Genomic DNA, 25,150 nt, shown 5'->3' on the forward strand with positions numbered 1-25,150 from the left:
TTTCTGCCTGAACATTATTCTATCAATATTATAAGTCCCATTTTAATTACACAGTTGTATACTGCCCAAAAGAAAATATAAGCTATGGCCCGATTAAATCTTCTAGAAGAAACCCGTTATGAAAAACTGCCGGTAACTGTTTATGAAAATGCCGAACTGGCCTCGCGGCAGGTGGCCCGGCGGATAGCGGAATTAATTAAAAAGAAACAAGCGCACAGCGAAAAAACTGTGCTGGGTCTGGCAACTGGCTCTACGCCTATCCGGATGTATGCCGAACTGGTAAGGCTGCACCGCGAAGAAGGCCTGAACTTCCGGGATGTGATAACCTTTAACCTGGACGAATATTACCCCATGCGGCCAACCGCGCCGCAGAGCTACGTTACCTTCATGAACGAGCATCTGTTCGACCACATTGATATTGACCCGAATAATATTAATATACCCAACGGCACGCTGGCGCAGGAAGAAATACCGGCTTTCTGTTTGGCTTACGAACGGAAGATAGAAGAACTGGGCGGCCTGGATCTGCAGATATTAGGGATTGGCCGCACCGGCCACATCGGGTTTAACGAACCGGGTTCGGCGCCCAACTCGGGTACCCGCCTGGTAACCCTCGACGACCTGACCCGCTGGGATGCTGCCCGGGATTTTGGGGGAAAGGAAAATGTACCCACTAAAGCCATTACCATGGGCATTGGTACCATTTTTAAAGCCCGCGAAATAATCCTGATGGCCTGGAACGGTAAAAAAGCGCCCATCGTGAAAAAAGCGGTGGAAGGCGAGATGTCTGGCGAAGTGCCGGCCACTTACCTGCAGCTTTCCGATAACGTAGAATTTATTCTGGACCAGGATGCCGCCGCCGACCTGACCCGGTTTAATACCCCTTGGCTGGTAAAAGATTGTGTCTGGGATACGCAACTAACCAAAAAAGCAGTAATCTGGCTCTCGCAAACGGTAAACAAACCTATTTTAAAACTAACCGACGAAGATTACAACAATAACGGCATGGCCCAACTGGCCACCGAAAAAGGGCCAGCCTACAACATTAACATTGATATATTTAATCAGTTACAACACACCATTACCGGGTGGCCCGGCGGTAAGCCCAATGCCGACGATTCGCAGCGGCCCGAAAGAGCTAACCCGGCCCATAAGAGGGTAATGATATTCTCGCCGCACCCCGACGACGATGTTATTTCGATGGGCGGTACGTTTATCCGGCTCGTCGACCAGGGGCACGAGGTACACGTGGCGTACCAAACTTCTGGTAATACGGCCGTGTGGGACGATGACGTACTGCGCTACGTAGAGTTTGCCATTGATTTTAACCAGAGCATTGGCCTGGATGGGCAAAAGTTGCAGCATATTTACGACGACATGCGCCAGTTCTTCGGTACCAAGCAGCCCAACCAGATTGATACACCCGAGGTGCGCAACGTAAAAGGATTTATCCGGAAAACCGAAGCCATTGCGGCCGCCCGGTACGCCGGCTTGTCCGATGAGAAAATTCATTTTATGGCCTTGCCTTTTTACGAAACCGGTAAAACCCAGAAGAACCCGGTATCGGATATTGATGTAGCGCTAACCATGGAATTATTGCAGCAGGTAAAACCCCACCAGGTGTATGCCGCCGGCGATTTTGCCGATCCGCACGGTACCCATATTGTAGCCTTTAACATAATTATAGAAGCCCTGAACCGCCTGCGTAAAACCGAAGCTTGGGTGCAGGATTGCTGGTTGTGGATGTACCGCGGGGCCTGGCATGAGTTTGAAACGCACGAAATTGAAATGGCCGTGCCACTTTCGCCGCAGGAAGTAATTCGCAAGCGTAATGCCATTTATAAACACCAGTCACAGAAAGATACCCCGGTATTTCCGGGTGAGGATTCCCGCGAGTTCTGGGTACGGGCTCAGGATCGGAACCGCGAAACCGCCAAAATATACGACCAACTGGGCTTAGCCGATTACGAGGCCATGGAAGCTTTTGTGCGCTGGAAATTCTGATTGCCGGACAATAACGGTTGTTGATTTTAAGTAAGTGCAGTTTTATTTATATATCTTTTAATATATATAATTCGTATAATCAAACAGGAATATTCCTGCCGGACAGCGACCAATAATGGTGCTGTCCGGGCAGGTTTCTGTTGTGTATGCGAAAACCTGTCTGTTTCTTTTATTTAGTTCTCTTCTCCTTATTTTTTCTGGTGGGTTATGTGCCGCCGGCTAAGGCTTATAGCGTGCTGACGCACCAGGCCATTATAGATGTGGTTTGGCAGGAAACCTTGGTGCCGGTCCTGAAAAAGAAATTTCCGGAATCTACTGCTGAAGAATTGCGACAGGCGCACGCCCATGCTTACGGGGGCGCCATTATTCAGGATATGGGTTATTACCCATTCGGAAGTAAATTTTTTACGGATGTAGTACATTACGTACGCACCGGCGATTTTATTCTGAACCTGATAGCAGAAGCCCAAAACCTGAACGAGTATGCTTTTGCCCTGGGGGCGCTGGCCCATTATTACGCCGATAATAACGGTCATCCCATGGCTACGAACAAAGCGGTTGCCCTGGTTTATCCAAAGCTTAAAAAAGAACTCGGCAATGTAATTACCTACGAGCAAGACCCATTGGCCCACGTAAAGATGGAACTGGGCTTTGACGTGCTGCAGGTGGCCCGGGGCAACTACGCCCCCGAAAATTACCACGACTTTATTGGTTTTGAGGTGAGTAAAGCCGTCCTGGAGCGGGCTTTCCAGAAAACTTACGGATTAGAACTGAACGAGCAGTTTGTTAGCCTGGATCTGGCTATTGGTACTTACCGCCGCACGGTAAGTAACTTCTTCCCCAGCCTGACCCGGGCGGCCTGGAATATGAAAGCCGACGAGATACAAAAAGCTAAACCCGGCCTGACCCGACGCCAGTTCCAGTACCGCATCAGCAAAGCCAGTTACCGGAAAAACTGGGGGAATAATTACCGGGAGCCTAATTTATGGGAAAAGTTTTTGAGCTGGATGCTGCGCCTGCTGCCCAAGATAGGCCCACCTAAACCCCTTACTTTTAAACCACCCACACCCGAAGCTGAAAAATTGTTTATGCAAAGCTTTACGGCTACCGTTGATAAATACAGCCAGGGCTTGAAAGCCGTTGCTAACCAAACCCTGCAACTGCCCAATACCGACTTTGACACCGGCCAAAAAATTAACCCCGGCGATTACGGCAAAGCAGATAAAGCACATCTGAAACTGTTGCTGAAATTAGCTAAAAATAATTTCAAGAACCTGGAGCCGGAGTTAAAACAAAGTTTACTGCGCTACCTGGCTGAGCCGGAGGTTGTGCTGGCGCAGGAAGACGATGAAGATGATAAGCAGGCGGCAGCAACAGCCATAAAAGAACTAAGGGTGGCCGTTACTCAATAATGAACTAGCCAAGTACTTGAAAGTAAATCCCCCCATTGTTTTATAACAGTCTGGTGGGCTTTGTAGCTGGATAATATTCAGGCTAAGGGCAGACTTACTCGTTAAAGATGAAGTTAACACCTTCTATACTAAAGTTTTCACCCGACTACTTGCCGGGAAAAACACCGGCAAGGGCCTCTGACCAGCAAATTATTGAAGTGCTAATCAGCTTTTAAATATATTCAAGGCTTTCGCAAAAAATATCAATTAAAAGATATTGATTGAATGCGGAAGTCAAACCAAATGACCGGTGAAAATATTCAGTAAGGCCGGCTTCGACGAAAGTTCAGATATTATTGGCTTATTATTCAGAACCGGCCCCTTACTTGAATAACTAAGCTTACAGCTGGGTTTGCTTTTTAAGTAAAGCTATTTCCTGCTTTAATTCCTCTACCCGGTTTATTTCGGTTTGTAGCTCTCTTTTTATCTTAAGCTCTTTATCACGCGCAGCTTGTTTATGATTCTTTAATTCCTGCTCAATATCGTTGTAAGACTTTACTTTCTCGTCGGCCACGTACTTGCTGTTTTTATACAAATAAAACAAAATTCCCAGGCCAATCAGCAAAAAGGCAATAATTCCCCAGCTTAGGATTACAAAGGTTATTTTGTTCATATCGAGGCCCAAAAAAGAAATATTGGCCACATTATGCGCACTTTCCTGCACCGCCAGCTCTTTCTGAACATTCTCCTGCTTTAAGGTTTGCAGCTGTTTTTCCTGCTCCTGCAAGTGCTGTTTAGCTTGCACTAATTCCTTTTCGATGTCTTTGCGGGCGTTTTTTAATTTTATTTCCCGTGCTCTTAAAGTATCGGCTACGTTTCGCCAGAACCCATCTAATCGGTTGAGTTTAACTACTTTGTAGTCCTGGTTAAATTCTTTGTGGGTAGAAGAAAGGTATTTTAAAGAGTTAAATTGCTGTTGTAAGGTATTGTTCTTGGGTTGGGCAGATTTGGCCGCAGGTGCCTGGGCCGAAACAGCGCCCGTAAAAAATAATAAAAAGGAGGAAAGAAGAAAGATCGCCTTCATAAATAAGCACTAAAGTTCAACAATTTTACCAGGTCAAATATAAAAGTAAGGAATTATTTAGTAGAGCAAAAGATGAATTTAGTCTTACCGGGATTAAAATCCTTTTTTTAACGGAAAAAAATCTGGGGTTGGTATATAATAAGCGGTTGCCTGCGTATAACTTCTTCATACTAATAGGGTTATTTTTTGTTATAAGTTAATTTTTCAGAATATACATGAAAGAAGGAATAAACGAAGTAGTGGTAAGCGCTAAAGCTGCTACGGGCCTGGTTGCCACTATTCGGACAGAGGGGCAGGAAATAATAATTGACGAATCGGGCCTGGTTAGCGGCACTAAAACCGGACCGGATCCTTACGATCATATTCTGGGCGCTTTGGGTGCTTGTACGGTTATAACCTTGCACATGTATGCGCAGCGCAAGAAGTGGCCTTTAGAGCGGGCCGAAGTACGCCTGAAGCACGAGCGGGTTTATGCCGAGGATTGTGCCAGTTGTGAAAAACAGGATGCCAAAATTAACCAGGTTACCAAAAAGTTGTATTTGCAAGGCCCTCTTACTCCTGAACAACGCCAGCGGCTGGAAGATATTTCGGCCCGCTGCCCGGTACAAAAAACGCTGGAAGGTGGTTTGAAATTAAAAACCATTCTGGCACCTTAACAAATTCCTTTCGCCGTTTCAGGGGGTAAGCGCACAGGCACACAATACTTCACGGGTAGGCGGCGAGACCTGGTAATCGGGTAAAGTAACTTCTTTCATGTATATCACTTCCAGGTTGGTAACTGGCTCCTCCGGGTGGTTTTCGTTCCAGATGCGCAGCATATAATTGCAATAGTAAGGCCGCATAAAGCTATTGTGCACAAACAAATAATTTTCCGAATATTTCCGCCAGCGATCATTTTTAAACAATGCCATTACTGATGGGGGTTTAGCGTAATTGGCCACGCGGCCTTTCTGATTTAAATCTACTACCCGGTTCTGGTTAGTAGTACCTTCCAGAATATACCAGCCATCGTCTTTAAAAACGGCCGGCGCAAACATACCCCAGTATTGGTCGATGCGCAGGAAAGTGCCTATCCACCGGTTACTTGGCGACATGGCATTGCCTTTAAAAACCGCGACATCTAAATTCCACCAGAGGACATAAGCCAGAAAAAACAATACGGTTGCTTCCCGGAGTACCAGCCGCCTGGAGTTGGTAAGCCAGGTAGGGGGGATAAACTTTACTTCCACCGAAACCGGAACCGGATTTCGTAACCGGACGTGCATTTCTTTTAATCGCAGGTAAATACGGCTGTAAAGCGGCAAGACTTTGGTATCTACCCAATCCATGGTTTTGGCCGGCAACATACCAGCTAAGGAGGCAAAATTTATGAGATAAAACAGGCCAACAAATAGCGTTAGGCTAATACCCACGTGGAACGAAGCCAATACACCTACAAACACCAGCCGGAAAAAGGTGGTGTATACCGGTATAAACAATACCAGAGGCAGCAGCAACTCGGTGTAAAACGTAAGATGCGTGAGGTATTTAAGCAGAACCGGGTACGGGTAGATAAGATGGCCCATTGGCATTAAAACCTGATCGAGGCTGAGCGCATAATAAAGCGCGGTGCCTTCGGTGCGCCATTCGGGGCTGGTTTTAATGAATGCCGTAAAAATATACATAAAGCAAACCTGCAAAATGTAAGCCGCCGTGGCCACACTTACATAAGGGGCAGGGCGCGGCGCATTTTTTTTACTCCGGATGGCATCTACCGAATAGTATTTGCCCCAGGGTAAAAAAATGGCCCAGAACAAAAGCATCCGTAATAAATCGTCGCCGCCTTGCGAAATAAGGGTGTTACGGTTTTGCAGTGATACCAGCAGTACCCACGAAATAATGGTAGCAGCCCGGGTTTTATAACCCAGCAACAGGCAGAAAGCCGCCCCTGCTGCCAGCAGAAATAAGAAAGCCTGGACCTGCCATAAGCCGCTAAGGGTATGCAAAGAGAAGTAAAAAGGATCCCAGGTGTGCTGGAACATAACATGCAGCGGTAAAACCCCCATGTTAGAATAATGCGCTTCCAAATCGGTTGCCCGAATAGCCAGGTCAGTTATAATAATGCCGGCTATCCAGATCCGCATAAACGCCAGGGCCCGCAGATCTACCGTGAATATTTTTTTAAAATATAGCAAAAGGCTATGCATCTATCACAAAGTCAATCTTTTAGAAACTACGGAAAAGAAAAACAAAAAGGCAAATTCCTTGATAGAAAATTGCCTTTTTGGTTAATAAAAATAAGTTCTAAGTTAGCCTAACGGCCAGTTGTGCTGCCGCCGGTAGTACCAGAAGTGGTACCGCTGGTTGTACCAGAAGTAGTACCAGTGGTAGTGCCGCTAGTTGTACCAGAGGTAGTGCCGGTAGTGGTAGTGCCACTGGTGGTGCCAGAAGTAGTACCGGTAGTAGTACCAGAAGTTGTACCCGATGTGGTTCCAGTAGTAGTTGTACCCGAGGTAGTACCACTGGTTGTACCAGATGTAGTGCCGGTAGTGGTACCGCCGGTAGTAGTGCCATCGGTGGTACCGCTGGTGGTGCCAGAAGTAGTACCCGAAGTAGTTCCGCTGGTGGTACTCTCCATTGTGCCGGATGTGGTTCCTTCGGTGGTATCCGCTCCGGTGTTAGCAGAAGAGCAGGCAAACATGAAAGAGCCCATCATACAGGCAGCCCCGATTATAAAATTCCTTTTTTTCATAGTTAATTTTGTTTCTGTTTAGTATTATATAATTATCCCTTTGATAATTAATGTCCTTAATACGGTACATGAATAAATAAAGGTTAAATTAACTTTGAAATTTTATCAGGCTAACAGCAATTTTATGGTTTTAATGGGATAAAAACCAGTATTTATACGGATATAATATCCTTTGATTTCCCTGACTAAAAGCTTGCATACTCTTTATTGAGCCGATAATCTTATCAATTTGAACAAGCTTCGCGGTTGTGCGTAAAAAAAATACTGAAAATAAATCCTTCGCTTGAACTCCGAGATGGCAATTATACTTTTTGATGGTGTTTGTAATTTATGTAATGGTTTTGTGCAGTTTGTGATTGCCCGCGATCCGGCGGGCCGTTTTAAATTTGCAGCACTGCAATCCGAAACCGGGCAGCAATTTTTGCAAGGTTTACCGCCGGCCAGCCGCAACTTAGATTCGGTAGTATTAATTCAAAACAACCGCTTTTATAAGCGTTCTGCTGCCGCCCTTCATATTCTGCGCGGCTTGTCGGGGGCCTGGCCATTGTTGTACGTGGCTATTATTTTACCTGCTTTTTTCCGCGATTGGGTATATGATTTAGTGGCAAATAATCGCTACCGCTGGTGGGGGCTACGCGAAAGCTGTTGGTTGCCTACCCCGGAACTGAAGGCACGGTTTATATAAAAAAATATTTGAACCCCTAATCTCAGAAGGTAGCTGGCGCTAACCTCTAAAGCCTTGGATCTATGTTTAAGAGATAAAATCGTGGTGTTGCAGATTATTAACCGAAAGTAAGCTGCATAATCTGACAAAATCGGGTCTATACCAAAGTGATTTTGGGGTTAGCCTTCCTGGGAAATATTGGTGTGTTAAATAAAGCTTCTCGTACCTTCGTTTTTTATTTTTCGCCTTATTCTAACCGTGTCAATTCCACATTTTTTACTGGATTAATTACTAGCGGCACTTTCTCTATTTTCACTGAGCTGGTTTCTAAACCAAACCATTGGTCATCCGAAGGGGTAAATTCTTTTATGTAATAATAGGCCTGCATGATTAGCTTTTCCAGCCAAGGCAAATCATTCTCCACGGACAGGTACTTCTCCAACACTACAAACCGGAAATCTCCAATAATATTTTGCTTGTTCAGGGACTCATACCGGCTGGTGATATCCACTTCTTTGTTCTGAACCAAGTTTTCTACTACCTTTCTAAAATACAGGTTAATACGTTGTTCTACCCGAAAGCCCAACCGGAAATCTACCCGAATAATATCATTCTGGACAATATGCTTAACTTTATACTCCCGGGTATAAGGTTCGTCGGTGGTGTCCACGTGAATAAACCAATAAATATCTGCCCGCTTAGGCCGCTTTTGAAAAATAGAATAAATAATTTTTGATTCAATATAGTTTTTGCGGTCGGCGCCGGTCATGTAAATCAGGTGCGTTGTGTACTTAGGAATAGTATTATCCTCGCTTAATTCCTTTAGCGGCTCCAAATACTGATTTAGTTTTACTTCATCGGTTAACCGGCGCTTGATGTAGAAAGCCCGAATCCAGGTATACATCACCAAAATAAGAGCAGCGCCAATGGCTACGGAAACCCAGCCGCCGTGCGGAAACTTGATTAAGTTGCCCACCAGAAACGACAACTCAATGGTTAGATATACGCCCAAAAATAAGACAATGATAAAGGGAGAGAACTTTCTGAGGGACAGGTAAAAACCCATTAAAATGGTAGTGGCGAGCATGGTGACTGTAATGGCTAACCCATAGGCCGCTTCCATGTTGGTAGACTCCTTAAAATACAACACCACGGCCACACAACCAGCCCACAACAACCGGTTGACACTAGGTACAAATATCTGCCCCATAACATTGGTGGGATAACGCACCCGTACCTTGGGCCATAGATTAAGCCGCATTGCTTCGCCGATGAGTGTAAAAGAACCGGTAATTAATGCCTGACTGGCGATAATAGCCGCCAGGGTAGCAATGGCAATACCAATCAGCAGGAACCACTGCGGCATAATGCTATAAAAAGGATTATCCCGTTCGGATAAAGACTGGCCGAAGTGCTGGGTTAACCAGGCCCCCTGACCAAAATAATTGAGCAACAAACAGGTTTTTACAAATATCCAGCTAATACGAATGTTTTGCCGGCCGCAATGCCCCAAATCCGAATACAAAGCTTCGGCACCCGTGGTACACAAAAATACGGCTCCCAGTAACCAAAACCCATCCGGATATTGCACCAGCAGGTGGTAAGCATAGTAAGGGTTAACCGCTTTAAGTATTTCGGGGTGCAAAAGGATATTACTAATCCCCAGCGCTGCCAGCATAGTAAACCAAACGAACATAATAGGGCCAAAGGCTTTGCCAACCAGTTGCGTGCCAAAACTCTGAGCAATAAAAAGCAAGGTCAGAATAGCCAGTACAATAGGTACCGTAGGAATGTGCGGAGCTATAATACGTAAACCTTCAATAGCCGAGGAAACGGAAATGGGTGGGGTAATAATGCCATCTGCCAGTAGCGCACTGCCCCCAATAATAGCCGGAATAACCAGCCACCAGGACTTGCGGCGCACCAGCGTGTATAAAGAAAAGATACCACCTTCCCCGTTGTTATCGGCTTGCAGCGTTAGTAGCACATACTTTATGGTAGTCTGCAGCGTAATGGTCCAGAAGACACAAGAAACACCTCCGTAAACCAGTTCGGGGTTGATGACGTTGCCCCCACTCAGAATAATGGCTTTCATCACGTACAAAGGCGAAGTACCAATGTCGCCGTAGATAATGCCTAAAGCAATGAGTAAACCAGCTGTAGAAAGCCGATGATGGGATTGGTGTGCATCTTTTTCCATTGAAAATTGTTTAAATAATCTTTTTGTTAAACTACCGGTAAACTAAAACTAAAAGTAGAACCAGCTCCTAATTGGCTTTCTACCCAAATGTCGCCCCCCTGAGCAGTGATAAATTCTTTAGAAATAGCCAGCCCTAAACCGGTTCCTCCTTTGAGTGCATCGGCATCCGGAATCTGAAAAAATTTATCGAAAATCCGGTCTTTATAGCGGGCCTCAATGCCTCGCCCAAAATCCTGGACCGAAAAGCAGACAAACTGCTTCCCTTGTGAGGTTGTGTAACTCGCACGGATATAGATGGTGCCAGCTTGGGAACTAAAGCGAATGGCATTAGATAAAAAATTTACCAACACCCAGGCAGTTTTTTCCAGGTCAGTATGCACAGGTGGTAAATCTTCTGATAGGTTTACTTCCAGGTTAACTTGCTTTTGCGCGGCTTGCAATTGGATGGTCTGGCAAGCATAATTAATAATTTCCTTCGGATGGATAGGCCGGTAATGCAGTTGAATATTGCCTGTTTCTACCTGAGCCAGGTTCAATAGTTCGCCCGTAATGCGTAGCAAGCGTTCACTGTCTTCGGAAATATATTCAAGTAGCCGTTGTTGTTCTGGGTTCAGGCTGCCGATTCGCTCATCCCGCAGCAACTTTAAACTCAATTTTACAGAAGAAATAGGGGTTTTGAGTTCGTGGGAAATGGTGGCAATAAAATTGGTTTTAGCCAGGTCGAGTTCCCGAAATTGTGTAATGTTTTTGAGAATAATAACCTGCCCAATTTTTTTTCCTGCTTCCGTAGGCGGTAATTGAATGGCCACTACCTCTTTGGCAAAATAGCTTTCCTTTTCTGGTGAGCCTATTTTTATAGGCGATGTCCCGTTTTCAGAGAGCAGGTGCCGTAATAAATCGTTTTGTAAAGCTACATCCGGGGCGTATTTACCAACTAGGTCGGCCTCCGTTAAGCCCAGCAGGAGCGTAGCTTCGTGGTTAGAAAACAAGATGGTACGATTCTCGTCTAACCCAATAATGGCATCCGACATATTATTGATGATGGCTTCAATCCGGCGCTTTTCAAACATAATTTGGGCCAGATTGCTATGCTCGTATTCGTCCAGCTTCTGGGCCATTTGGTTAAAGGAATCAGCCAATTCGCCAAATTCATTTCCCGCTTTAAAATGAAGCCGTTGTCTGTAATTACGATTGGCAATTTGCTTAATGCTTTCTGTTAGTTCCCGTACAGGATTGGCGATATAGCCCGGAAAATACAAGATGAAGGCGAAGGTAATCAGCGTGCTGAAACTGCCGATAAGAATCAGATACATACTTACCCGTTCGGCGGCATTTTGGGCTGCCTGGCTCTTGCGGATAATGGCCTGCAAATTTATATCGGTCAGTTGATATAAGTGTTGCCGGATAACGGCAATTTGGTGGTTGGTAGCGCCTTGTTCTTTTTTTGCGGTTAACGTTTCTTTTAGTAAATCAAAATTTTCCTTTATTGTAAAAGTGGCTCCTTGTTCTCCTATTTCGGTAATATTATTTAATTGGCGTTGCAAGCTGGTTTCAAACGTTTTAAGAGCCAGTAGGTAAGAAGCAGAATCTGATAGCAGCAAAGCATCGGTGGCTCGAAGCATATTCTTGGCATTCTCCAATGACTCATAATTATTTTTAAGAACTTCCTTTGCTTCACCAGCCAACCGAATGGTGTAATAAGTGCCCAGCCCGGCTAATAGTAGAATAACCGAAAACAAAAAGCCTAATCCGAGGGAGAGTTTTGTTTTAATTTTCATCCGATTATTTTATCAGGTTGTTATCCAGCGTGGGTTTTAGAACACAATAGCAATAGAGGAAGTAATAGCGGTAGACTTATCCACTGGCTGGCTGTTCCGGACAAAGATGGATTCCTGGCTATCGAGTAATCTACCCTCCATCCGGAGTAAAATAGAATCAGTCGGGGCATAATCCAGATTTACCGAATAGCCAGTAATTTTAAACCCAGGTGGGCTGTAACGCGTCATGATAACCCCTTTCTTATCCTGATAATATTCAGCCCGGACGCCCAAGCCTAGCTTATTCAATAAACCATAATGAAGGAGTAAAGCCGGCGTGTACCAAATATTATACTTGTTGGTGTTTAATTGTTTTTGCGCTCCTATGTCAAACACAGCCGCTAATTTCAGGCGGGGTTTAATTTGAAAAGTAGCGTAAAAATCATGAAAATAGCGCCATTGCTTGGTGCTATCAGGTTTCTCGTTGCCGATAAAAGAACTGGAATTCAAAACAATATGGGCAGAGGGCTTAAATTGAATTTGTGTACCAAGGGCTTTATTGGAATTTCCTGCGGGTTCCCGAATATTTTGCCAGCCATTTAAAATTAATCCGGTGATTAACCACTTGTGGCCAGTCGCATAAGTTAGTTTAACGCCGCTTTCGTAGTAGGGGGAGTTCTCTGCCGCCAGGCCGCGGGTTAAGGTATAATTGTCCTTCGAAATGGCACTTTCCAGGCCGATATGGGAAGTGAAAATACCAGCATCGAGCCATAAGTCTTTACTTAACCTTATACCCACATTGGCTTCATAAATATTCCTAAGCAAATCCGGCTCGGCAGCCAAATTATACTGGGCATAGGTGCCGGCCATCAGCGCCAGGTTGCCCCGCACTTTATCCGATGAATAGACTGCTTTTAAGATGGCCAGGTTAATATTAAATTCGTTGTGGCGATTATGGTTGTACAAAAAGATCGGACGTTCATGCGTTCTTGGCTGGTTGAAGTCGTAGGTATAATACACATCAGTGAACCCGGAGAAAGTTAGCTGTTGGGTTGTATCGCCTTGCGCAAAAACAGGGATAGCGACAAAAGATAATAATAAGATAAACCATACTTTCATAGTACTGATGAGCAGCGTACGAAGCTTTAATTCATGCTCCTGATTCTGTATGAAGCGGTGAATAGCCAGCTAATGTAAAGTCGGATAATTCCTGTAGCGCTAATTGTACGTAAAATCTATTTTAACTTTAAAAGTTGTTGCCATTTATAATGCTAATTTGGGGCCTGCTTTTAGAATTTTCTTATTTTACCTTTAATAGCCTGTTTTTGAGCACTAAAATTTGATATAACAAAATTAAGCAGCATTAAAGTCAATAAAAAACCCTTCCAAATCGGAAGGGCCTTTTTCAATTTGGCAGGGTTTACTTATTCTAGTTGGTATTCCTGAATTTTTCGGTATAAAGTAGTTAAACCAATATTTAGTAACCGGGCGGTCTCCGTTTTATTACCTTTGGTATACTGCAGCACTTTCTGAATGTGTAGCTTTTCAATAGTAGCTAAATCAAAGGCCGTTTTTTCGGCGGGAACCGTCGCATACCGCAGGTCAAAAGGTAAATGCTCGATGGTTAATTCGGGGCTATCAGTTAAGATTACGGCTCTTTCAATTACATTTTTTAGTTCCCGGATATTTCCTCTCCAGGGATGTTGGTGCAGGGCTTGCAGGAATGCAGGGTGAATGGCCGTAATTTTTCTGTTTATTTTCTGCGCAAAAAAAGACAGGTAATAATAAGCGAGTAAATCAATGTCTTTTTTACGCTCCCGCAGGGGTGGCAAAGTGATTTGGAAAACAGAAAGGCGATAATATAAATCCAGCCGGAAATGGCCTGTTTCACTATCCTGTTGTAAATTTCGGTTGGTGGCGGCTATAATTCTTACATCTACCTGCGTGGGTTTGCTATCTCCTACTTTCATAAAAGTACCGCTTTCCAGCACCCGTAATAACTTCGCCTGCAAATCCAGACTCATTTCCCCGATTTCGTCTAAAAAGAGGGTTCCCTGGTGGGCTTCTTCCAAGAGGCCGGTTTTGTTTTTAATAGCACCGGTAAAAGCGCCGGTCAGGTGGCCGAATAACTCACTTTCCAGGATATCTTTCGAGAAAGCGCTACAGTTAACGGCCACGAAGGGCTTATGTTTGCGGCTACCTTCCTGGTGAATAGCTTGGGCAAATACTTCTTTACCGGTACCAGTTTCCCCTAATAAGAGGACAGTGGTATCGGTTTGAGCTACTTTTGTCGCCAGCTCGATGGTTTCGCGGAAAGCCGGGGCATTTCCAATAATATTTTGGAAATTGTATTTCTGTTCTACTTGTTCTTCCAACCGGGATACCCGCTGCTGTAGGTATGCTTTTTCTACTGCCCGGCTCACGAGTGGAATTATTTTATCATTGTCGTCGCCTTTGGTAATATAATCAAAGGCACCATTTCTCATAGCGGCCACTCCATCTGCAATGGTGCCGTAAGCGGTTAGTACCACGACTTCTGTCAAAGGAGAGAGCTTTTTTACTTGAGCCGTTAAATCTATACCGTTAATATCCGGTAACTTCACATCACTAATAACCAACTGTACATTCTCCTTTTCGAGGAACCGCAGGCCAGCCTTACCATTTGCAGCTTCAAATACCTGGTATCCTTCTAAACCAATAATCCGGGCTAGCAGGCTGCGGAGTTTTTCTTCGTCATCAATAATCAGAATATTACCTTTAAACATAGTTTAGTCAGATAAAAAAGGATTGTGGGCTTAAATTTATTTAAACAAAATAAGTAAAATGTACCTTTAAGCTGATTAAGTTTCCTGACCAGGACAAGTTATTTTGATGGAGGTGGATTAGACAAAAACAAATGAAAATTTGGCCTCCTGTAGTTTTTATGTCCCGGATCAGCGTTTTGATTTTTAAAAATTTATCAAAAGTTTAAACTTTGGGTTATAAACTTTTAACTTTTTGCCTACCTTTGCGCAATTTATTCATACAGCTAGCATGCCCAGAGATAACAGTATTAAATCCGTTTTAATTATTGGTAGTGGCCCCATCATCATTGGTCAGGCGGCCGAATTCGATTACTCCGGCACCCAGGCCGCCCGTTCTTTGCGCGAAGAAGGGATAGAAGTTACCCTTATCAACTCCAATCCGGCTACTATCATGACCGATAGTGTTACGGCTGATAACGTGTATCTGAAGCCCCTGGAGAAAAAATACATCATCGAGATTCTGGAAAAACATAAGATTGATGCGGTATTGCCAACTATGGGTGGTCAGACGGCCCTGAACTTGGCTATTGAGTGCGATAAAGCCGGCGTCTGGAAAAAATATGGTGTACGCATTATCGGGGTAGATATTAAAGCCATCGAAACCACCGAGGACCGTGAAAAATTCCGCCTCAAAATGCTCGAATTGGGCGTTAATGTGTGTAAAGGCTACACCGCTACCTCATTTTTAGAAGGGAAAGAAATTGCTCAGGAAATTGGCTTCCCATTAGTTATCCGGCCTTCGTTTACGCTAGGCGGAACTGGCGGCGGCTTTGTGAATGACCCGGCTGATTTTGATAAAGCCTTAACCCGCGGCCTGCACGCTTCGCCTACGCACGAAGTGCTGGTAGAGCAAAGCATCATGGGCTGGAAAGAATACGAACTGGAGTTACTCCGCGATAACAACCAGAATATTATTATTATCTGCTCCATCGAGAACTTCGACCCGATGGGCATCCATACCGGCGACTCGATTACGGTTGCGCCGGCCATGACCTTACCCGATACCATTTACCAGCGAATGCGCGATTTGGCCATTAAAATGATGAACGGAATCGGGCAGTTTGCCGGTGGCTGTAACGTGCAGTTTTCGGTAAACCCGGAGAATGACGATATTATTGCCATTGAAATTAATCCCCGCGTAAGCCGTTCTTCGGCGCTGGCTTCTAAGGCCACTGGTTACCCCATTGCTAAAATTGCCGCTAAACTGGCGATTGGCTATAACCTGGATGAGCTGAAAAATGCCATCACCAAAACCACTTCGGCGTTTTTTGAGCCGGCCCTGGATTATGTAATTGTAAAAATACCCCGCTGGAACTTCGATAAATTTAAAGGCGCCGATAAAAGATTAGGCCTGCAAATGAAATCGGTGGGTGAGGTAATGGGTATTGGCCGCACGTTCCAGGAAGCGCTGCAAAAAGCCTGTCAGAGCTTAGAAATTAAACGCAACGGTATTGGCGCCGACGGCAAAGAGATGACCAACTACGACCAGCTCATCGACAGCATGACAAATGCGAGCTGGAACCGTTTGTTCTCTATCAAAGATGCCATGCGCTTTGGTATTCCAACCTCTACCATTCAGAAAATAACCAAAATAGACCCGTGGTTCCTGCACCAGATAGAAGAACTGAACGACATGGAGAAAACCCTACGTCGTTATTCTCTGGAAACGATACCGGTAGAAATTATGCGCCGTGCCAAGCAACAGGGCTACGCCGATCGCCAGATTGCTTATTTATTTGGTTGCAAAGAAAGTGAAGTGCACCGGAAACGCACCGAAATGGGCATTCACCGGGTGTTTAAACTGGTTGATACCTGCGCCGCCGAGTTTGAAGCTAAAACGCCTTATTATTACTCTACTTTTGAAGGCGAGAACGAAAGCATCGTGTCAGATCGCAAGAAAGTAGTGGTATTAGGTTCCGGCCCCAACCGCATCGGGCAAGGTATTGAGTTCGATTACAGTTGCGTGCACGGTGTACTGGCGGCCCGCGAGTGCGGCTACGAAACTATTATGATTAACTGCAACCCCGAAACGGTTTCTACCGATTTTGATATTTCGGATAAGCTGTATTTCGAGCCGGTATTCTGGGAGCATATTTACGATATCATCCTGCATGAAAAACCGGAAGGTGTAATTGTACAGTTGGGTGGCCAGACTGCCCTGAAACTAGCCGAAAAACTGGAACGCTACGGCATTAAAATACTAGGTACCAGCTTCGAAGCGTTGGACTTAGCGGAAGACCGCGGTGCTTTCTCCAGTTTGTTGCGCGATAACAATATTCCGTACCCGCCGTTTGCCTCGGTTACCAGCGCCGAAGAAGCTTTAGAAGTTTGCAAAGACCTGAAATTCCCGCTGTTGGTGCGCCCCAGCTACGTACTGGGTGGCCAGAGCATGAAAATCGTAATTAACGAAAAAGAGCTAGAAGCCCAGGTAGTAGATATTGTAAAAGACAACCCCGGCAACAAAGTACTCCTGGATCACTTCCTCGACCACGCCATCGAGGCCGAAGCCGATGCTATTTGCGACGGCGAAGACGTGTACATCATCGGGATTATGGAGCACATTGAGCCGGCGGGCATCCACTCCGGCGACTCTTACGCTGTGCTGCCGCCCTTCGATTTAAGCGCAGATGTAATCCGGCAGATAGAAGAGCATACCAAAACTATTGCGCTGGCTTTAAGAACGGTGGGTTTAATAAATATTCAGTTTGCGATAAAAGACGGTTTGGTTTATATTATCGAAGCCAACCCGCGCGCCAGCCGCACGGTGCCGTTTATTGCCAAAGCTTACCAGGAACCTTATGTAAACTACGCCACCAAGGTAATGCTGGGCGAGAAGAAAATTAAGGATTTCAATTTTAATCCATATAAGAAAGGTTTTGCCATTAAAGTACCAGTATTCTCGCATCATAAATTCCCGGAAGTAAATAAAGAACTTGGCCCCGAAATGAAATCGACCGGCGAAGCGATTTATTTTATCGACGACCTGGAAGACGAATATTTTACCAAAGTTTACGCTGAGCGGAATTTGTATCTGAGTGTATAATAAATAAGCGTTCTAATCTTGCCGCCCGTGGTTTTCCTTACGAAAGTACAGGAGTTACCACGGGCAATCTGGTTTATTTAAATATTATTAACTTTGCGCTGTTAGTAAAACATACCAATTCCCGGCCTTTGAAAGAACTGCGCAAATTTTTAGTTAAAACCCTGGGTTTTAAAAATTACATCCGGCTGGTGAGCCGGGTATACTTGCTGATGGTGCGGGCCGGCCTGATGCAGAAAAAATATCCCGAAATATTCTTCCTCAAAAAAATAATTCAGCCGGGTTTTACCTGTATTGATATTGGCGCTAACCTGGGCTATTATTCTACTATTTTGTCGCGGCTGGTGGGCCCGGCGGGTAAAGTGCTGGCAGTAGAACCGGTGCCCATGTTCCAGGAAATCTGGAAGCAAAATGTGAAGCTGAGCGGGGTATCTAATTTAACCATGTGGCCCTATGCGTTAGGCGGCGAAAATACCCGCATTAAAATGGGTACACCCGAACGCGATGGACTGTTGCACCACGGCATGACCAAAATAATGAGTTCGGCCAAAGATTCTTACGCCCGCACCTACGACGTTGAAATGAAAATTCCGGACGAATTATTTATAAACCTGAACCGGCTGGATTTTGTTAAATGCGATGTAGAAGGCTATGAGTTTGAGGTGTTCCGGCACATGCAGGAAACTCTGCGTAAGTTTAAACCAATTATTCAAACCGAGCTAAATGGCACCGAAAACCGGCAGCAGGTTGCCGCTCTATTAACGGCAATTGGTTACGGTACTTATATTTTATCGCCAAATCAAACGTTATTGCCTTGTAATAATGTTGTATTAATGTCGCACCAGGGCGACTTTTATTTTAAATTTTCTGCCGATGACTAAATTTCTGATAACCATATTCCTGATATATTTATTTATGCGCTTTGTGTTCCCGATTTTACTGCGTTGGGGCATAAAAGCGTTTATTAAAAAAAATATTCAAAACGGACGTTTTACCAATATCGACCCTAACGCCTTCCGGCCGGCAAATGAGCCCCAGCCCGAAGGCGAAGTAAAGGTGAATTATGTCCCGAAACAGCCGCAACCCAACCAGGCTAAAGACTTTCCCGGCGGAGAGTACGTGGATTATGAAGAAGTAAAATAATTAACTAACTTTCCTGCCTAACCCTAAGTTAATCCGGGTTTTATGCCTGCAACCAGCGGGAGTAGAATCCGGATTAATTTTTAAGAATTAAAACAAACCTGTTTCATGCCCAAATTTAATTTTAAGGCGCACGTGCTGCCCCATGTACTGGCGGTCCTTTTCTTTTTAGTCTTAACGGCTGCTTACGTTTCTCCTATTTTATTCGAAGACAAAAGCCTGGTGCAGAACGATATTCTGCAATCGAAAGGCATGGCCAAAGAAATTATAGATTACCGCGAACGCACCGGTAAAGAGGCGCTCTGGACGAACTCGATGTTTGGGGGTATGCCGGCTTATTTAATAAATACGGCATTCTCCGGCGATTTATCGGTGTATATTCATAAGGCTATTACGCTAAACCTGCCGGCTGTGGCTGCTAACATCTTCCTGACGTTGTTGTGCGCCTATATTTTATTTGTGGTAATGGGCATGAGCATTTGGCTGTCGCTGGTGGGCGCCATTGCCTTAAGTTTTACCTCTTATAACCTCATTATTCTGGAAGCCGGGCATAATACCAAGTCTTTGGCAATTGCCTACATTCCGCTGGCCCTGGCGGGGTTATTTTATGCGTTTCGGCGTGGTACCCGGCACCTGATTTTAGGCGCGGCTTTGTTTACTTTTGGCCTCACCATGCACATCCGGGCCAACCACCCCCAAATTACCTATTACCTGTTGCTGATGGTTTTAATATTTGGCGTGGTGCAACTAATATTTGCTATCCGCGAGAAATGGCTGGGTAGTTACTTTAAACGGGTATTGGTGTTGGGCGTGGCCGCGATTATTGCCGCCGGTGTAAGTTTCGGGCGTTTGTATACGGCCATGGAATACGGCAAATATTCTATCCGGGGCAAATCCGAATTAAAACCCAGCACGACCGGCGAGGTAAGTTCCGGCGGCTTAGACCGTACCTATGCCTTCGACTGGAGTTATGGCGTAAGCGAAACCATGACCCTGCTTATTCCCAACTTTTACGGAGGCGCCAGCCAGGGCAGCCTCGACGAAGATTCCGAAACCGCTAAAGCTTTTAGCCAATTAGGCGTACCGCCGGGGCAAATGCAAGAATTACTGGGGGCTTTGCCGCTGTACTGGGGCGACCAGCCTTCTACCAGCGGTCCGGTTTACGTAGGCGCTATTATTTGCTTTTTGTTTGTACTGGGCCTTTTTATTGTCGAGAAACGTACCCGGTACTGGCTGCTGGCCGCTACTATATTATCTATTATGCTGGCCTGGGGCCGCAATTTCGAAGCATTTAATTATTTCATGTTCGATCACTTTCCGGGTTACAATAAATTCCGGGCGGTATCGATGGCGTTGGTTATTGCGCAGGTGGCTATCCCATTGCTGGCTATGTTTGCCCTGTACCGGTTTTTACAAAATGGTGGTAATCGCCAGGATATCCAGAAAAAATTATTGTATGCGGCCGGAATTACGGGTGGCTTGTGCTTACTCGTGGCAATATTGGCGGGCATGGCCAGTTTTGTGGGTCGCGTAGACGAACAGTTGCAGCAAATGCAGTGGCCGGTGGCAGCTTTGCGCGCCGACCGCGAAAGCATGATGCGCGGCGATGCTTTCCGGTCGTTAATATTTATTTTATTAGCTGCCGGGGTACTGTATTTTTACTTAAAACAGAAACTGACCGCTACTTCGGCTACCCTGGCTATCGGGTTTTTAGTTTTAATTGATCTCTGGACCGTGGACAAGCGCTACCTGGATAACGGTGATTTCCAGAAGCGTTTGGTAGAAACGCACTTTGAGCCTACCCCCGCCGACCAGGCTATTTTGCAGGACAAAGATTTAAGTTACCGGGTGTTTAATATGTCTAATCCATTTAACGAGGCCCGTACTTCTTACTTCCATAAATCAATTGGCGGTTACCACGGGGCCAAGTTGCGGCGCTACCAGGATGTGATTGAAAAGCACATTTCCCAGAACAATGTTGAGGTGCTGAATATGCTGAACACCCGTTATATTATTACCACCGATCCGCAGAATCCGGTGCAACGCAACCCGCAGGCGCTCGGTAATGCCTGGTTTGTGCAGCACCTGATACCCGTTAAAAGTCCCGATGAGGAGTTGGCTGCCCTCACGAACCTGACCCCGGTGAACGAAGCCGTAATTGACGTAACAAAATTCCCGATAAAGCAGAAAGATTTTAGTAACGAAGGTTCCAGTATTAAACTGACTGCCTACGAACCTAATTATTTAAAATACCAGGTAAATGCCGCGGCAGATGGTTTTGTGGTGTTCTCCGAGATTTATTACAAAGATGGCTGGAATGCTTACCTGAGTGGTAAACTCGTTGACCATGTGCGGGTTAACTATATTTTGCGCGGTATGCAGGTACCCGCCGGTCAGCATACCATCGAGTTTAAGTTCGAGCCGAAAGAATACACCTTAGGCAACACCGTTTCGCTGGTTTCATCTATCCTGATGCTGTTAATAGTGCTGGGCGGCGTGTTTTACGCTTTCCGGTCCGAACCGGAAAAAGTATATGCGGAGCCTGTTAAGAAATAATATTAGTTTATTCATTAAAAAGCGATGGGAGTACCATCGCTTTTTTTATTTTATTACCCGAACATCATGAAAGCGTCAGCCCCGGTTCAGCTCCTGCAAGACCCGCTGTTTGCGACTAAGGGTGTGCAGGTGTATCTGAAGCGGGAAGATTTGCTGCACCCGACTATTCCGGGGAATAAATGGCGCAAACTGAAATACAACCTGCAGGCGGCCCGGGAGAGCGGTAAAAATACTTTGTTAACTTTTGGTGGCGCTTATTCTAACCACATTGCGGCGGTAGCAGCGGCTGGCCGGGAATTTAACTTCCGAACCATCGGCTACATCCGCGGCGAAGCGCATTTAACTTTAAACCCCACCTTAACCTTTGCCACCAATTGCGGTATGCAATTGCATTACCTCGACCGCGAAGCATACCGGCTGAAAAATACACCGTTTTTTTTAGAAAAGCTCCGGCACGAATATCCGGAGGCTTACCTATTACCAGAAGGCGGCACCAATTTATTAGCCCTGAAAGGCTGCGCCGAAATAGTGCCGGATATTACGGTGGCGTACGATTACCTTTTGTGTGCAGCGGGTACGGGCGGAACGCTGGCGGGCATCATAGCCGGATTAGCCGGAGAAAAGCAAGTTATCGGTTTCCCGGCCTTAAAAGGCGGCGCGTTTTTGAAAGAAGATATTGTGCACCTGGTAACCCATTACACCGGACAAACCTACGATAACTGGGAACTCCAAACCCAATATCACTTTGGCGGCTATGCCAAAATAAAACCCGAATTAGTAGCGTTTATTCAATATTTCCGGCAGCAGCACCAGGTACCGATTGAACCCATTTACACCGGCAAGATGCTTTACGGTCTGTACGATTTAATCCGGAATGATTATTTTAAACCAAATACTGCTATCGTGGCCATTCACACCGGGGGCTTGCAGGGCTTGGCCGGCCTGGAAGAAAGGCTGGGCGTAAGGCTTACTTAACTGATTGGTTCGGTTATTGCGTATATATAGCAGAAATCAATAGTTATCATGTCTTTTCTCGTTTACCTGCTTCGCAAAATATTACCTTTTTTAATCTTAGTACTGGCCGCTTTATTTATCTGGCGCAGTTGCAAAGAAACTATTTTGGGCAAGCCCGAAGAAAACGTGCAGGTAACGCATAGCACCGTGCTGGAAAAAATAGAAGGCTTGGGTAAAATGGAACTGGTACGGTATAATTTTAAAGACGTGGTGGAATATAAGAAAGAGCTGTCGCGGTGGTTGCCTAATTCCCGAAGCGTGCTAATTGTGGCCGGCGAAGCAGTAGGCTGTATTGATATGGGGCAGATTACAAGAGAAGACGTTGCATTTACCAACGACTCTACTATCACCATAAAATTACCGGCACCGGAAATCTGCTACTTTAAAGTAGACCACAGCAAATCCAAAATATTTGCCATGGAATACACCTATTTTCAGGACGCGACTTTGGTAGACGAAGCGTATAAATACGCCGAAAAAAATGTGCGCCAATCGGCTTTAAATGCCGGAATATTAGCGGAAACCGCCCGCAACGCCGATAAAATATTAAAGCCGATGCTGGAAGGAATGACCGGTAAAACCGTAGTGCTCGTACCAAAACGGAAAACGGAGAACCCGGTTGTACCGCCGAAAAGGTGAAGAGTTAGTAGTTTTAAGTAATAAGTAATAAGTACAGGACTTTCGCAAAATTATCCAAAGTCCTCTTCGGAGGGGGCAAGGGGGAGGATTTACAATGTTAAAAAACCATTTTGCGAAAGTCCTAAAGTAATAAGTTGGTCTGATGCTGTTTGTAGGCTCCTGATAAAATAATGTTGTAATTTAATTATGCCTTTCTATTGATTCAAAAATATTTAAGACTCCTGATTTTTTAAAGCATCCTGAATTAAATCGTTTTCGTAGCCCTTGCTCATGAGGTAGTAAGCCAGCTTCTGTTTGCGGAGCATGGGATTCTTTTCTTTTTCGGTTCGGGCTTTTTTCTCGAGTAAATATTTCAGGTTTTCGTCGTACACCTCCGGGTCAATTTCTTTCATGCCCTGCCTAATGCAGTAGTCTGATATACCCTGGGCTTTTAAGCCCTGTAATATTTTGCGGCGGCCCCAGCGTTTCAGGCTATATTTGCCTCTTACGTACGATTTGGCGTACCGCTCTTCGTCCAGGAGTTTTTCCCCCGATAATTGAATAATAATCTCGTCTACTTCGTCGGGGTCGAGGCCGTAGCTGAAAAGCTTGCTCCGGACCTCCTGGTGGTTGCGTTCCTGGTAAGCACAGTAAGCCGCTATTTTAATTAGGGCTTCTTTCTTCGTATAGTTTTTCTTCTTTTTCGGCTCGTGCATGGTTTTAGTATCAGGAAGCAAGTAGCAGGTATCAGGATTAAGCTTTAGTGTTTAAAAATACTGCCCTGACCTCTGATTTATCTTTCAAAACTGTAACGCCTGAAACGAAGCTTTGGTCTAAATTCTCCTGCTACTTAATACCTGATACTAGCTACCTTTCGGTAATATTGGTATCGTTTATAATATACAACGGGCGGTTACGCACATTGTCGCTGAGGCGGCTGATGTACTCGCCAATAATGCCGATGGAAATCAACTGCACACCTCCCAGAAACAGTACGCTCAGCATCAGCGACGACCAGCCCGGTACGTAATCTTTTATGACAAACCGGGAATAAAGGGTATACAGCATCAGCAGAAAAGCAATACCCGAAACCAGGAACCCGCTGACGGTGGCAATTTTTAAGGGCAGGTTCGAAAAAGAAGTAATCGCATCCAACGCCAGCCGTATCATTTTACGATAGGTATAATTACTTTCTCCGCCGGCACGTTCGGGCCGGTCGTATTCCAAATAAGTCTGACTGAAACCAATCCAGGAAATCTGGCCCCGGATAAATTTATGCTTTTCCGGCATCTGTTTCAGCGCCTCGGCTACTTTGCGGCTGATAATCCGGAAATCGCCGGCATCCAGCGGAATAGAAATATGCGTGATGCGAGCGAGCAGCCGGTAAAAATAGCGGGCCGTAAGTTTCTTGGCGGTACTTTCGCCATTTCGCGCCCGGCGCTTGGTGTATACCACTTCGTAGCCTTCCTGCCAGCGGGCATATAAAGCGGTAATTAGTTCGGGGGGGTCCTGTAAATCGCTATCCATTATAACCAGGGCTTTTCCCCGGGCTTTGTCGATGCCGGCGCTCACAGCTACCTGGTGGCCAAAATTGCGGCTGAAATCGATGTATTTTACCTGAAAATCTTTCTGCGCCAGTTCGCGGATGAGTGACAAGGACCTATCGGTACTGCCATCGTTTACAAAAATGATTTCGTAATTATTTGTTAGAGTAGCCAGCACCTCGTGCAAACGGCTATGCAGGGGCAAAATATTAGAGGCTTCGTTGTAAACCGGAATAATGACGGAAATATCCAAGGTTAAGCTATTTTAACGCTTAAAGATAAAGGTTTCCGGGTTATATAAAGCAGGCTGCCTGCCAGATTGCTTTTAAATGGCCGAAGTTTAAATGGCCTAGATAAATTTCGCGAAGTGGACCGAACTGCTTTATATGAACCAGCATACGGGAATAATATTCCGGCGGAGGAGTTTGTACGCTATTGTTGTGGCAAGCCTCCGTTGATTGACGAAAAGTAAAATAGTGCCGGACCAGAGATGGCTTCTTTTTTCCTTTATAATTATCTTTATATATAGTATATTCGTTAGTCCAGTTACGTATATACAACAGACGGTGGTTGGCTAAACGTAATAATGGTGTTTATAAACGA

At 45.2% G+C, this 25,150-nt stretch carries 19 protein-coding genes; 10 read left to right on the top strand and 9 right to left on the bottom strand.

What is annotated here, in order from left to right; genetic code table 11:
• Window positions 1-84: 84 nt before the first annotated feature.
• Both nagB and AAE02nite_RS17155 read left to right on the top strand, forming a co-directional pair.
• A complete protein-coding gene (gene nagB / locus AAE02nite_RS17150) occupies window positions 85-2,004 on the top strand; it encodes a glucosamine-6-phosphate deaminase (RefSeq protein ID WP_146900371.1) in 1,920 nt (639 codons plus the stop codon).
• Between the two features lie 146 nt (window positions 2,005-2,150).
• Window positions 2,151-3,416: a zinc dependent phospholipase C family protein gene (locus AAE02nite_RS17155; protein ID WP_146900374.1), complete on the top strand. Its 1,266-nt coding sequence runs from the start codon at window positions 2,151-2,153 to the stop codon at window positions 3,414-3,416.
• 379 nt (window positions 3,417-3,795) lie between these two features.
• On the opposite strand, the gene AAE02nite_RS17160 is transcribed toward AAE02nite_RS17155, so the two are convergent.
• Window positions 3,796-4,479, bottom strand: coding sequence for a hypothetical protein (locus AAE02nite_RS17160; RefSeq protein WP_146900378.1), 684 nt, complete (start codon window positions 4,477-4,479; stop codon window positions 3,796-3,798).
• A gap of 215 nt (window positions 4,480-4,694) precedes the next feature.
• Here AAE02nite_RS17160 and AAE02nite_RS17165 point away from each other — a divergent pair, with 215 nt between their 5' ends.
• Window positions 4,695-5,135: an OsmC family protein gene (locus tag AAE02nite_RS17165; RefSeq protein ID WP_146900382.1), complete on the top strand. Its 441-nt coding sequence runs from the start codon at window positions 4,695-4,697 to the stop codon at window positions 5,133-5,135.
• An 18-nt stretch (window positions 5,136-5,153) separates the two neighbouring features.
• Here the strand turns inward: AAE02nite_RS17165 and AAE02nite_RS17170 are convergent, their stop codons facing one another.
• Together AAE02nite_RS17170 and AAE02nite_RS17175 are read right to left on the bottom strand one after the other, a co-directional pair.
• Window positions 5,154-6,665, bottom strand: a complete 1,512-nt coding sequence (locus AAE02nite_RS17170; protein ID WP_146900385.1) for an HTTM domain-containing protein — start codon at window positions 6,663-6,665, stop codon at window positions 5,154-5,156.
• Window positions 6,666-6,772: 107 nt separating this feature from the next.
• Window positions 6,773-7,210, bottom strand: coding sequence for a hypothetical protein (locus AAE02nite_RS17175; protein ID WP_176599787.1), 438 nt, complete (start codon window positions 7,208-7,210; stop codon window positions 6,773-6,775).
• Window positions 7,211-7,505: 295 nt separating this feature from the next.
• Here AAE02nite_RS17175 and AAE02nite_RS17180 point away from each other — a divergent pair, with 295 nt between their 5' ends.
• Entirely contained in the window at window positions 7,506-7,895 is a 390-nt protein-coding gene (locus tag AAE02nite_RS17180; protein WP_146900388.1) for a thiol-disulfide oxidoreductase DCC family protein, read from the top strand.
• Window positions 7,896-8,121: 226 nt separating this feature from the next.
• Here AAE02nite_RS17180 and AAE02nite_RS17185 read toward each other — a convergent pair whose 3' ends face one another.
• The 4 genes from AAE02nite_RS17185 to AAE02nite_RS17200 form a co-directional block, all read right to left on the bottom strand.
• Window positions 8,122-10,074: a KUP/HAK/KT family potassium transporter gene (locus AAE02nite_RS17185; RefSeq protein ID WP_146900391.1), complete on the bottom strand. Its 1,953-nt coding sequence runs from the start codon at window positions 10,072-10,074 to the stop codon at window positions 8,122-8,124.
• Between the two features lie 26 nt (window positions 10,075-10,100).
• Window positions 10,101-11,852, bottom strand: a complete 1,752-nt coding sequence (locus tag AAE02nite_RS17190) for an ATP-binding protein (RefSeq protein ID WP_146900394.1) — start codon at window positions 11,850-11,852, stop codon at window positions 10,101-10,103.
• 36 nt (window positions 11,853-11,888) lie between these two features.
• The gene (locus tag AAE02nite_RS17195; protein WP_146900397.1) at window positions 11,889-12,950 is read right to left on the bottom strand and encodes a porin; all 1,062 of its coding nucleotides are present in this window, start codon (window positions 12,948-12,950) and stop codon (window positions 11,889-11,891) included.
• 305 nt (window positions 12,951-13,255) lie between these two features.
• Window positions 13,256-14,596 (bottom strand): sigma-54-dependent transcriptional regulator, encoded by a 1,341-nt coding sequence (locus AAE02nite_RS17200; protein ID WP_146900400.1) that lies wholly within the window; start codon window positions 14,594-14,596, stop codon window positions 13,256-13,258.
• Between the two features lie 268 nt (window positions 14,597-14,864).
• Between AAE02nite_RS17200 and carB the strand changes: the two genes are divergently transcribed.
• The 6 genes from carB (at window position 14,865) to AAE02nite_RS17230 (ending at window position 23,024) form a co-directional block, all read left to right on the top strand.
• On the top strand, window positions 14,865-17,678 hold the full coding sequence (gene carB, locus AAE02nite_RS17205) for a carbamoyl-phosphate synthase large subunit (RefSeq protein ID WP_146900403.1): 2,814 nt from the start codon (window positions 14,865-14,867) through the stop codon (window positions 17,676-17,678).
• Between the two features lie 128 nt (window positions 17,679-17,806).
• Window positions 17,807-18,556: an FkbM family methyltransferase gene (locus tag AAE02nite_RS17210; protein ID WP_146900406.1), complete on the top strand. Its 750-nt coding sequence runs from the start codon at window positions 17,807-17,809 to the stop codon at window positions 18,554-18,556.
• On the top strand, window positions 18,549-18,818 hold the full coding sequence (locus AAE02nite_RS17215; protein WP_146900409.1) for a DUF4834 family protein: 270 nt from the start codon (window positions 18,549-18,551) through the stop codon (window positions 18,816-18,818). The genes AAE02nite_RS17210 and AAE02nite_RS17215 overlap by 8 nt, the downstream gene beginning before the upstream one ends.
• A 105-nt stretch (window positions 18,819-18,923) precedes the next feature.
• Window positions 18,924-21,371 carry a YfhO family protein gene (locus AAE02nite_RS17220; RefSeq protein ID WP_146900412.1) on the top strand — a complete coding sequence of 816 codons (2,448 nt, stop codon included), beginning with the start codon at window positions 18,924-18,926 and terminating at the stop codon, window positions 21,369-21,371.
• A gap of 66 nt (window positions 21,372-21,437) precedes the next feature.
• A complete protein-coding gene (locus AAE02nite_RS17225) occupies window positions 21,438-22,346 on the top strand; it encodes a 1-aminocyclopropane-1-carboxylate deaminase/D-cysteine desulfhydrase (protein ID WP_146900415.1) in 909 nt (302 codons plus the stop codon).
• 48 nt (window positions 22,347-22,394) lie between these two features.
• On the top strand, window positions 22,395-23,024 hold the full coding sequence (locus AAE02nite_RS17230) for a DUF4230 domain-containing protein (protein ID WP_146900418.1): 630 nt from the start codon (window positions 22,395-22,397) through the stop codon (window positions 23,022-23,024).
• 212 nt (window positions 23,025-23,236) lie between these two features.
• Here the strand turns inward: AAE02nite_RS17230 and AAE02nite_RS17235 are convergent, their stop codons facing one another.
• Entirely contained in the window at window positions 23,237-23,719 is a 483-nt protein-coding gene (locus AAE02nite_RS17235) for a regulatory protein RecX (RefSeq protein ID WP_146900421.1), read from the bottom strand.
• A gap of 151 nt (window positions 23,720-23,870) precedes the next feature.
• Window positions 23,871-24,800 carry a glycosyltransferase family 2 protein gene (locus tag AAE02nite_RS17240; RefSeq protein ID WP_146900424.1) on the bottom strand — a complete coding sequence of 310 codons (930 nt, stop codon included), beginning with the start codon at window positions 24,798-24,800 and terminating at the stop codon, window positions 23,871-23,873.
• Window positions 24,801-25,150: the final 350 nt, after the last annotated feature.

It is taken from the genome of Adhaeribacter aerolatus (assembly GCF_007991635.1).
Lineage (GTDB): Bacteria > Bacteroidota > Bacteroidia > Cytophagales > Hymenobacteraceae > Adhaeribacter > Adhaeribacter aerolatus.

Excerpts from the sequence above, each read along its gene's own strand:
- AAE02nite_RS17185 (WP_146900391.1), bottom strand. The coding sequence starts at position 10,074 with ATGGAAAAAGATGCACACCAATCCCATCATCGGCTTTCTACAGCTGGT.
- nagB (WP_146900371.1), top strand. The coding sequence starts at position 85 with ATGGCCCGATTAAATCTTCTAGAAGAAACCCGTTATGAAAAACTGCCG.
- AAE02nite_RS17235 (WP_146900421.1), bottom strand. The coding sequence starts at position 23,719 with ATGCACGAGCCGAAAAAGAAGAAAAACTATACGAAGAAAGAAGCCCTA.
- AAE02nite_RS17195 (WP_146900397.1), bottom strand. The coding sequence starts at position 12,950 with ATGAAAGTATGGTTTATCTTATTATTATCTTTTGTCGCTATCCCTGTT.
- AAE02nite_RS17190 (WP_146900394.1), bottom strand. The coding sequence starts at position 11,852 with ATGAAAATTAAAACAAAACTCTCCCTCGGATTAGGCTTTTTGTTTTCG.
- AAE02nite_RS17175 (WP_176599787.1), bottom strand. The coding sequence starts at position 7,210 with ATGAAAAAAAGGAATTTTATAATCGGGGCTGCCTGTATGATGGGCTCT.
- AAE02nite_RS17170 (WP_146900385.1), bottom strand. The coding sequence starts at position 6,665 with ATGCATAGCCTTTTGCTATATTTTAAAAAAATATTCACGGTAGATCTG.
- AAE02nite_RS17160 (WP_146900378.1), bottom strand. The coding sequence starts at position 4,479 with ATGAAGGCGATCTTTCTTCTTTCCTCCTTTTTATTATTTTTTACGGGC.
- AAE02nite_RS17180 (WP_146900388.1), top strand. The coding sequence starts at position 7,506 with ATGGCAATTATACTTTTTGATGGTGTTTGTAATTTATGTAATGGTTTT.
- AAE02nite_RS17165 (WP_146900382.1), top strand. The coding sequence starts at position 4,695 with ATGAAAGAAGGAATAAACGAAGTAGTGGTAAGCGCTAAAGCTGCTACG.
- carB (WP_146900403.1), top strand. The coding sequence starts at position 14,865 with ATGCCCAGAGATAACAGTATTAAATCCGTTTTAATTATTGGTAGTGGC.
- AAE02nite_RS17230 (WP_146900418.1), top strand. The coding sequence starts at position 22,395 with ATGTCTTTTCTCGTTTACCTGCTTCGCAAAATATTACCTTTTTTAATC.
- AAE02nite_RS17200 (WP_146900400.1), bottom strand. The coding sequence starts at position 14,596 with ATGTTTAAAGGTAATATTCTGATTATTGATGACGAAGAAAAACTCCGC.
- AAE02nite_RS17225 (WP_146900415.1), top strand. The coding sequence starts at position 21,438 with ATGAAAGCGTCAGCCCCGGTTCAGCTCCTGCAAGACCCGCTGTTTGCG.
- AAE02nite_RS17220 (WP_146900412.1), top strand. The coding sequence starts at position 18,924 with ATGCCCAAATTTAATTTTAAGGCGCACGTGCTGCCCCATGTACTGGCG.
- AAE02nite_RS17155 (WP_146900374.1), top strand. The coding sequence starts at position 2,151 with ATGCGAAAACCTGTCTGTTTCTTTTATTTAGTTCTCTTCTCCTTATTT.
- AAE02nite_RS17215 (WP_146900409.1), top strand. The coding sequence starts at position 18,549 with ATGACTAAATTTCTGATAACCATATTCCTGATATATTTATTTATGCGC.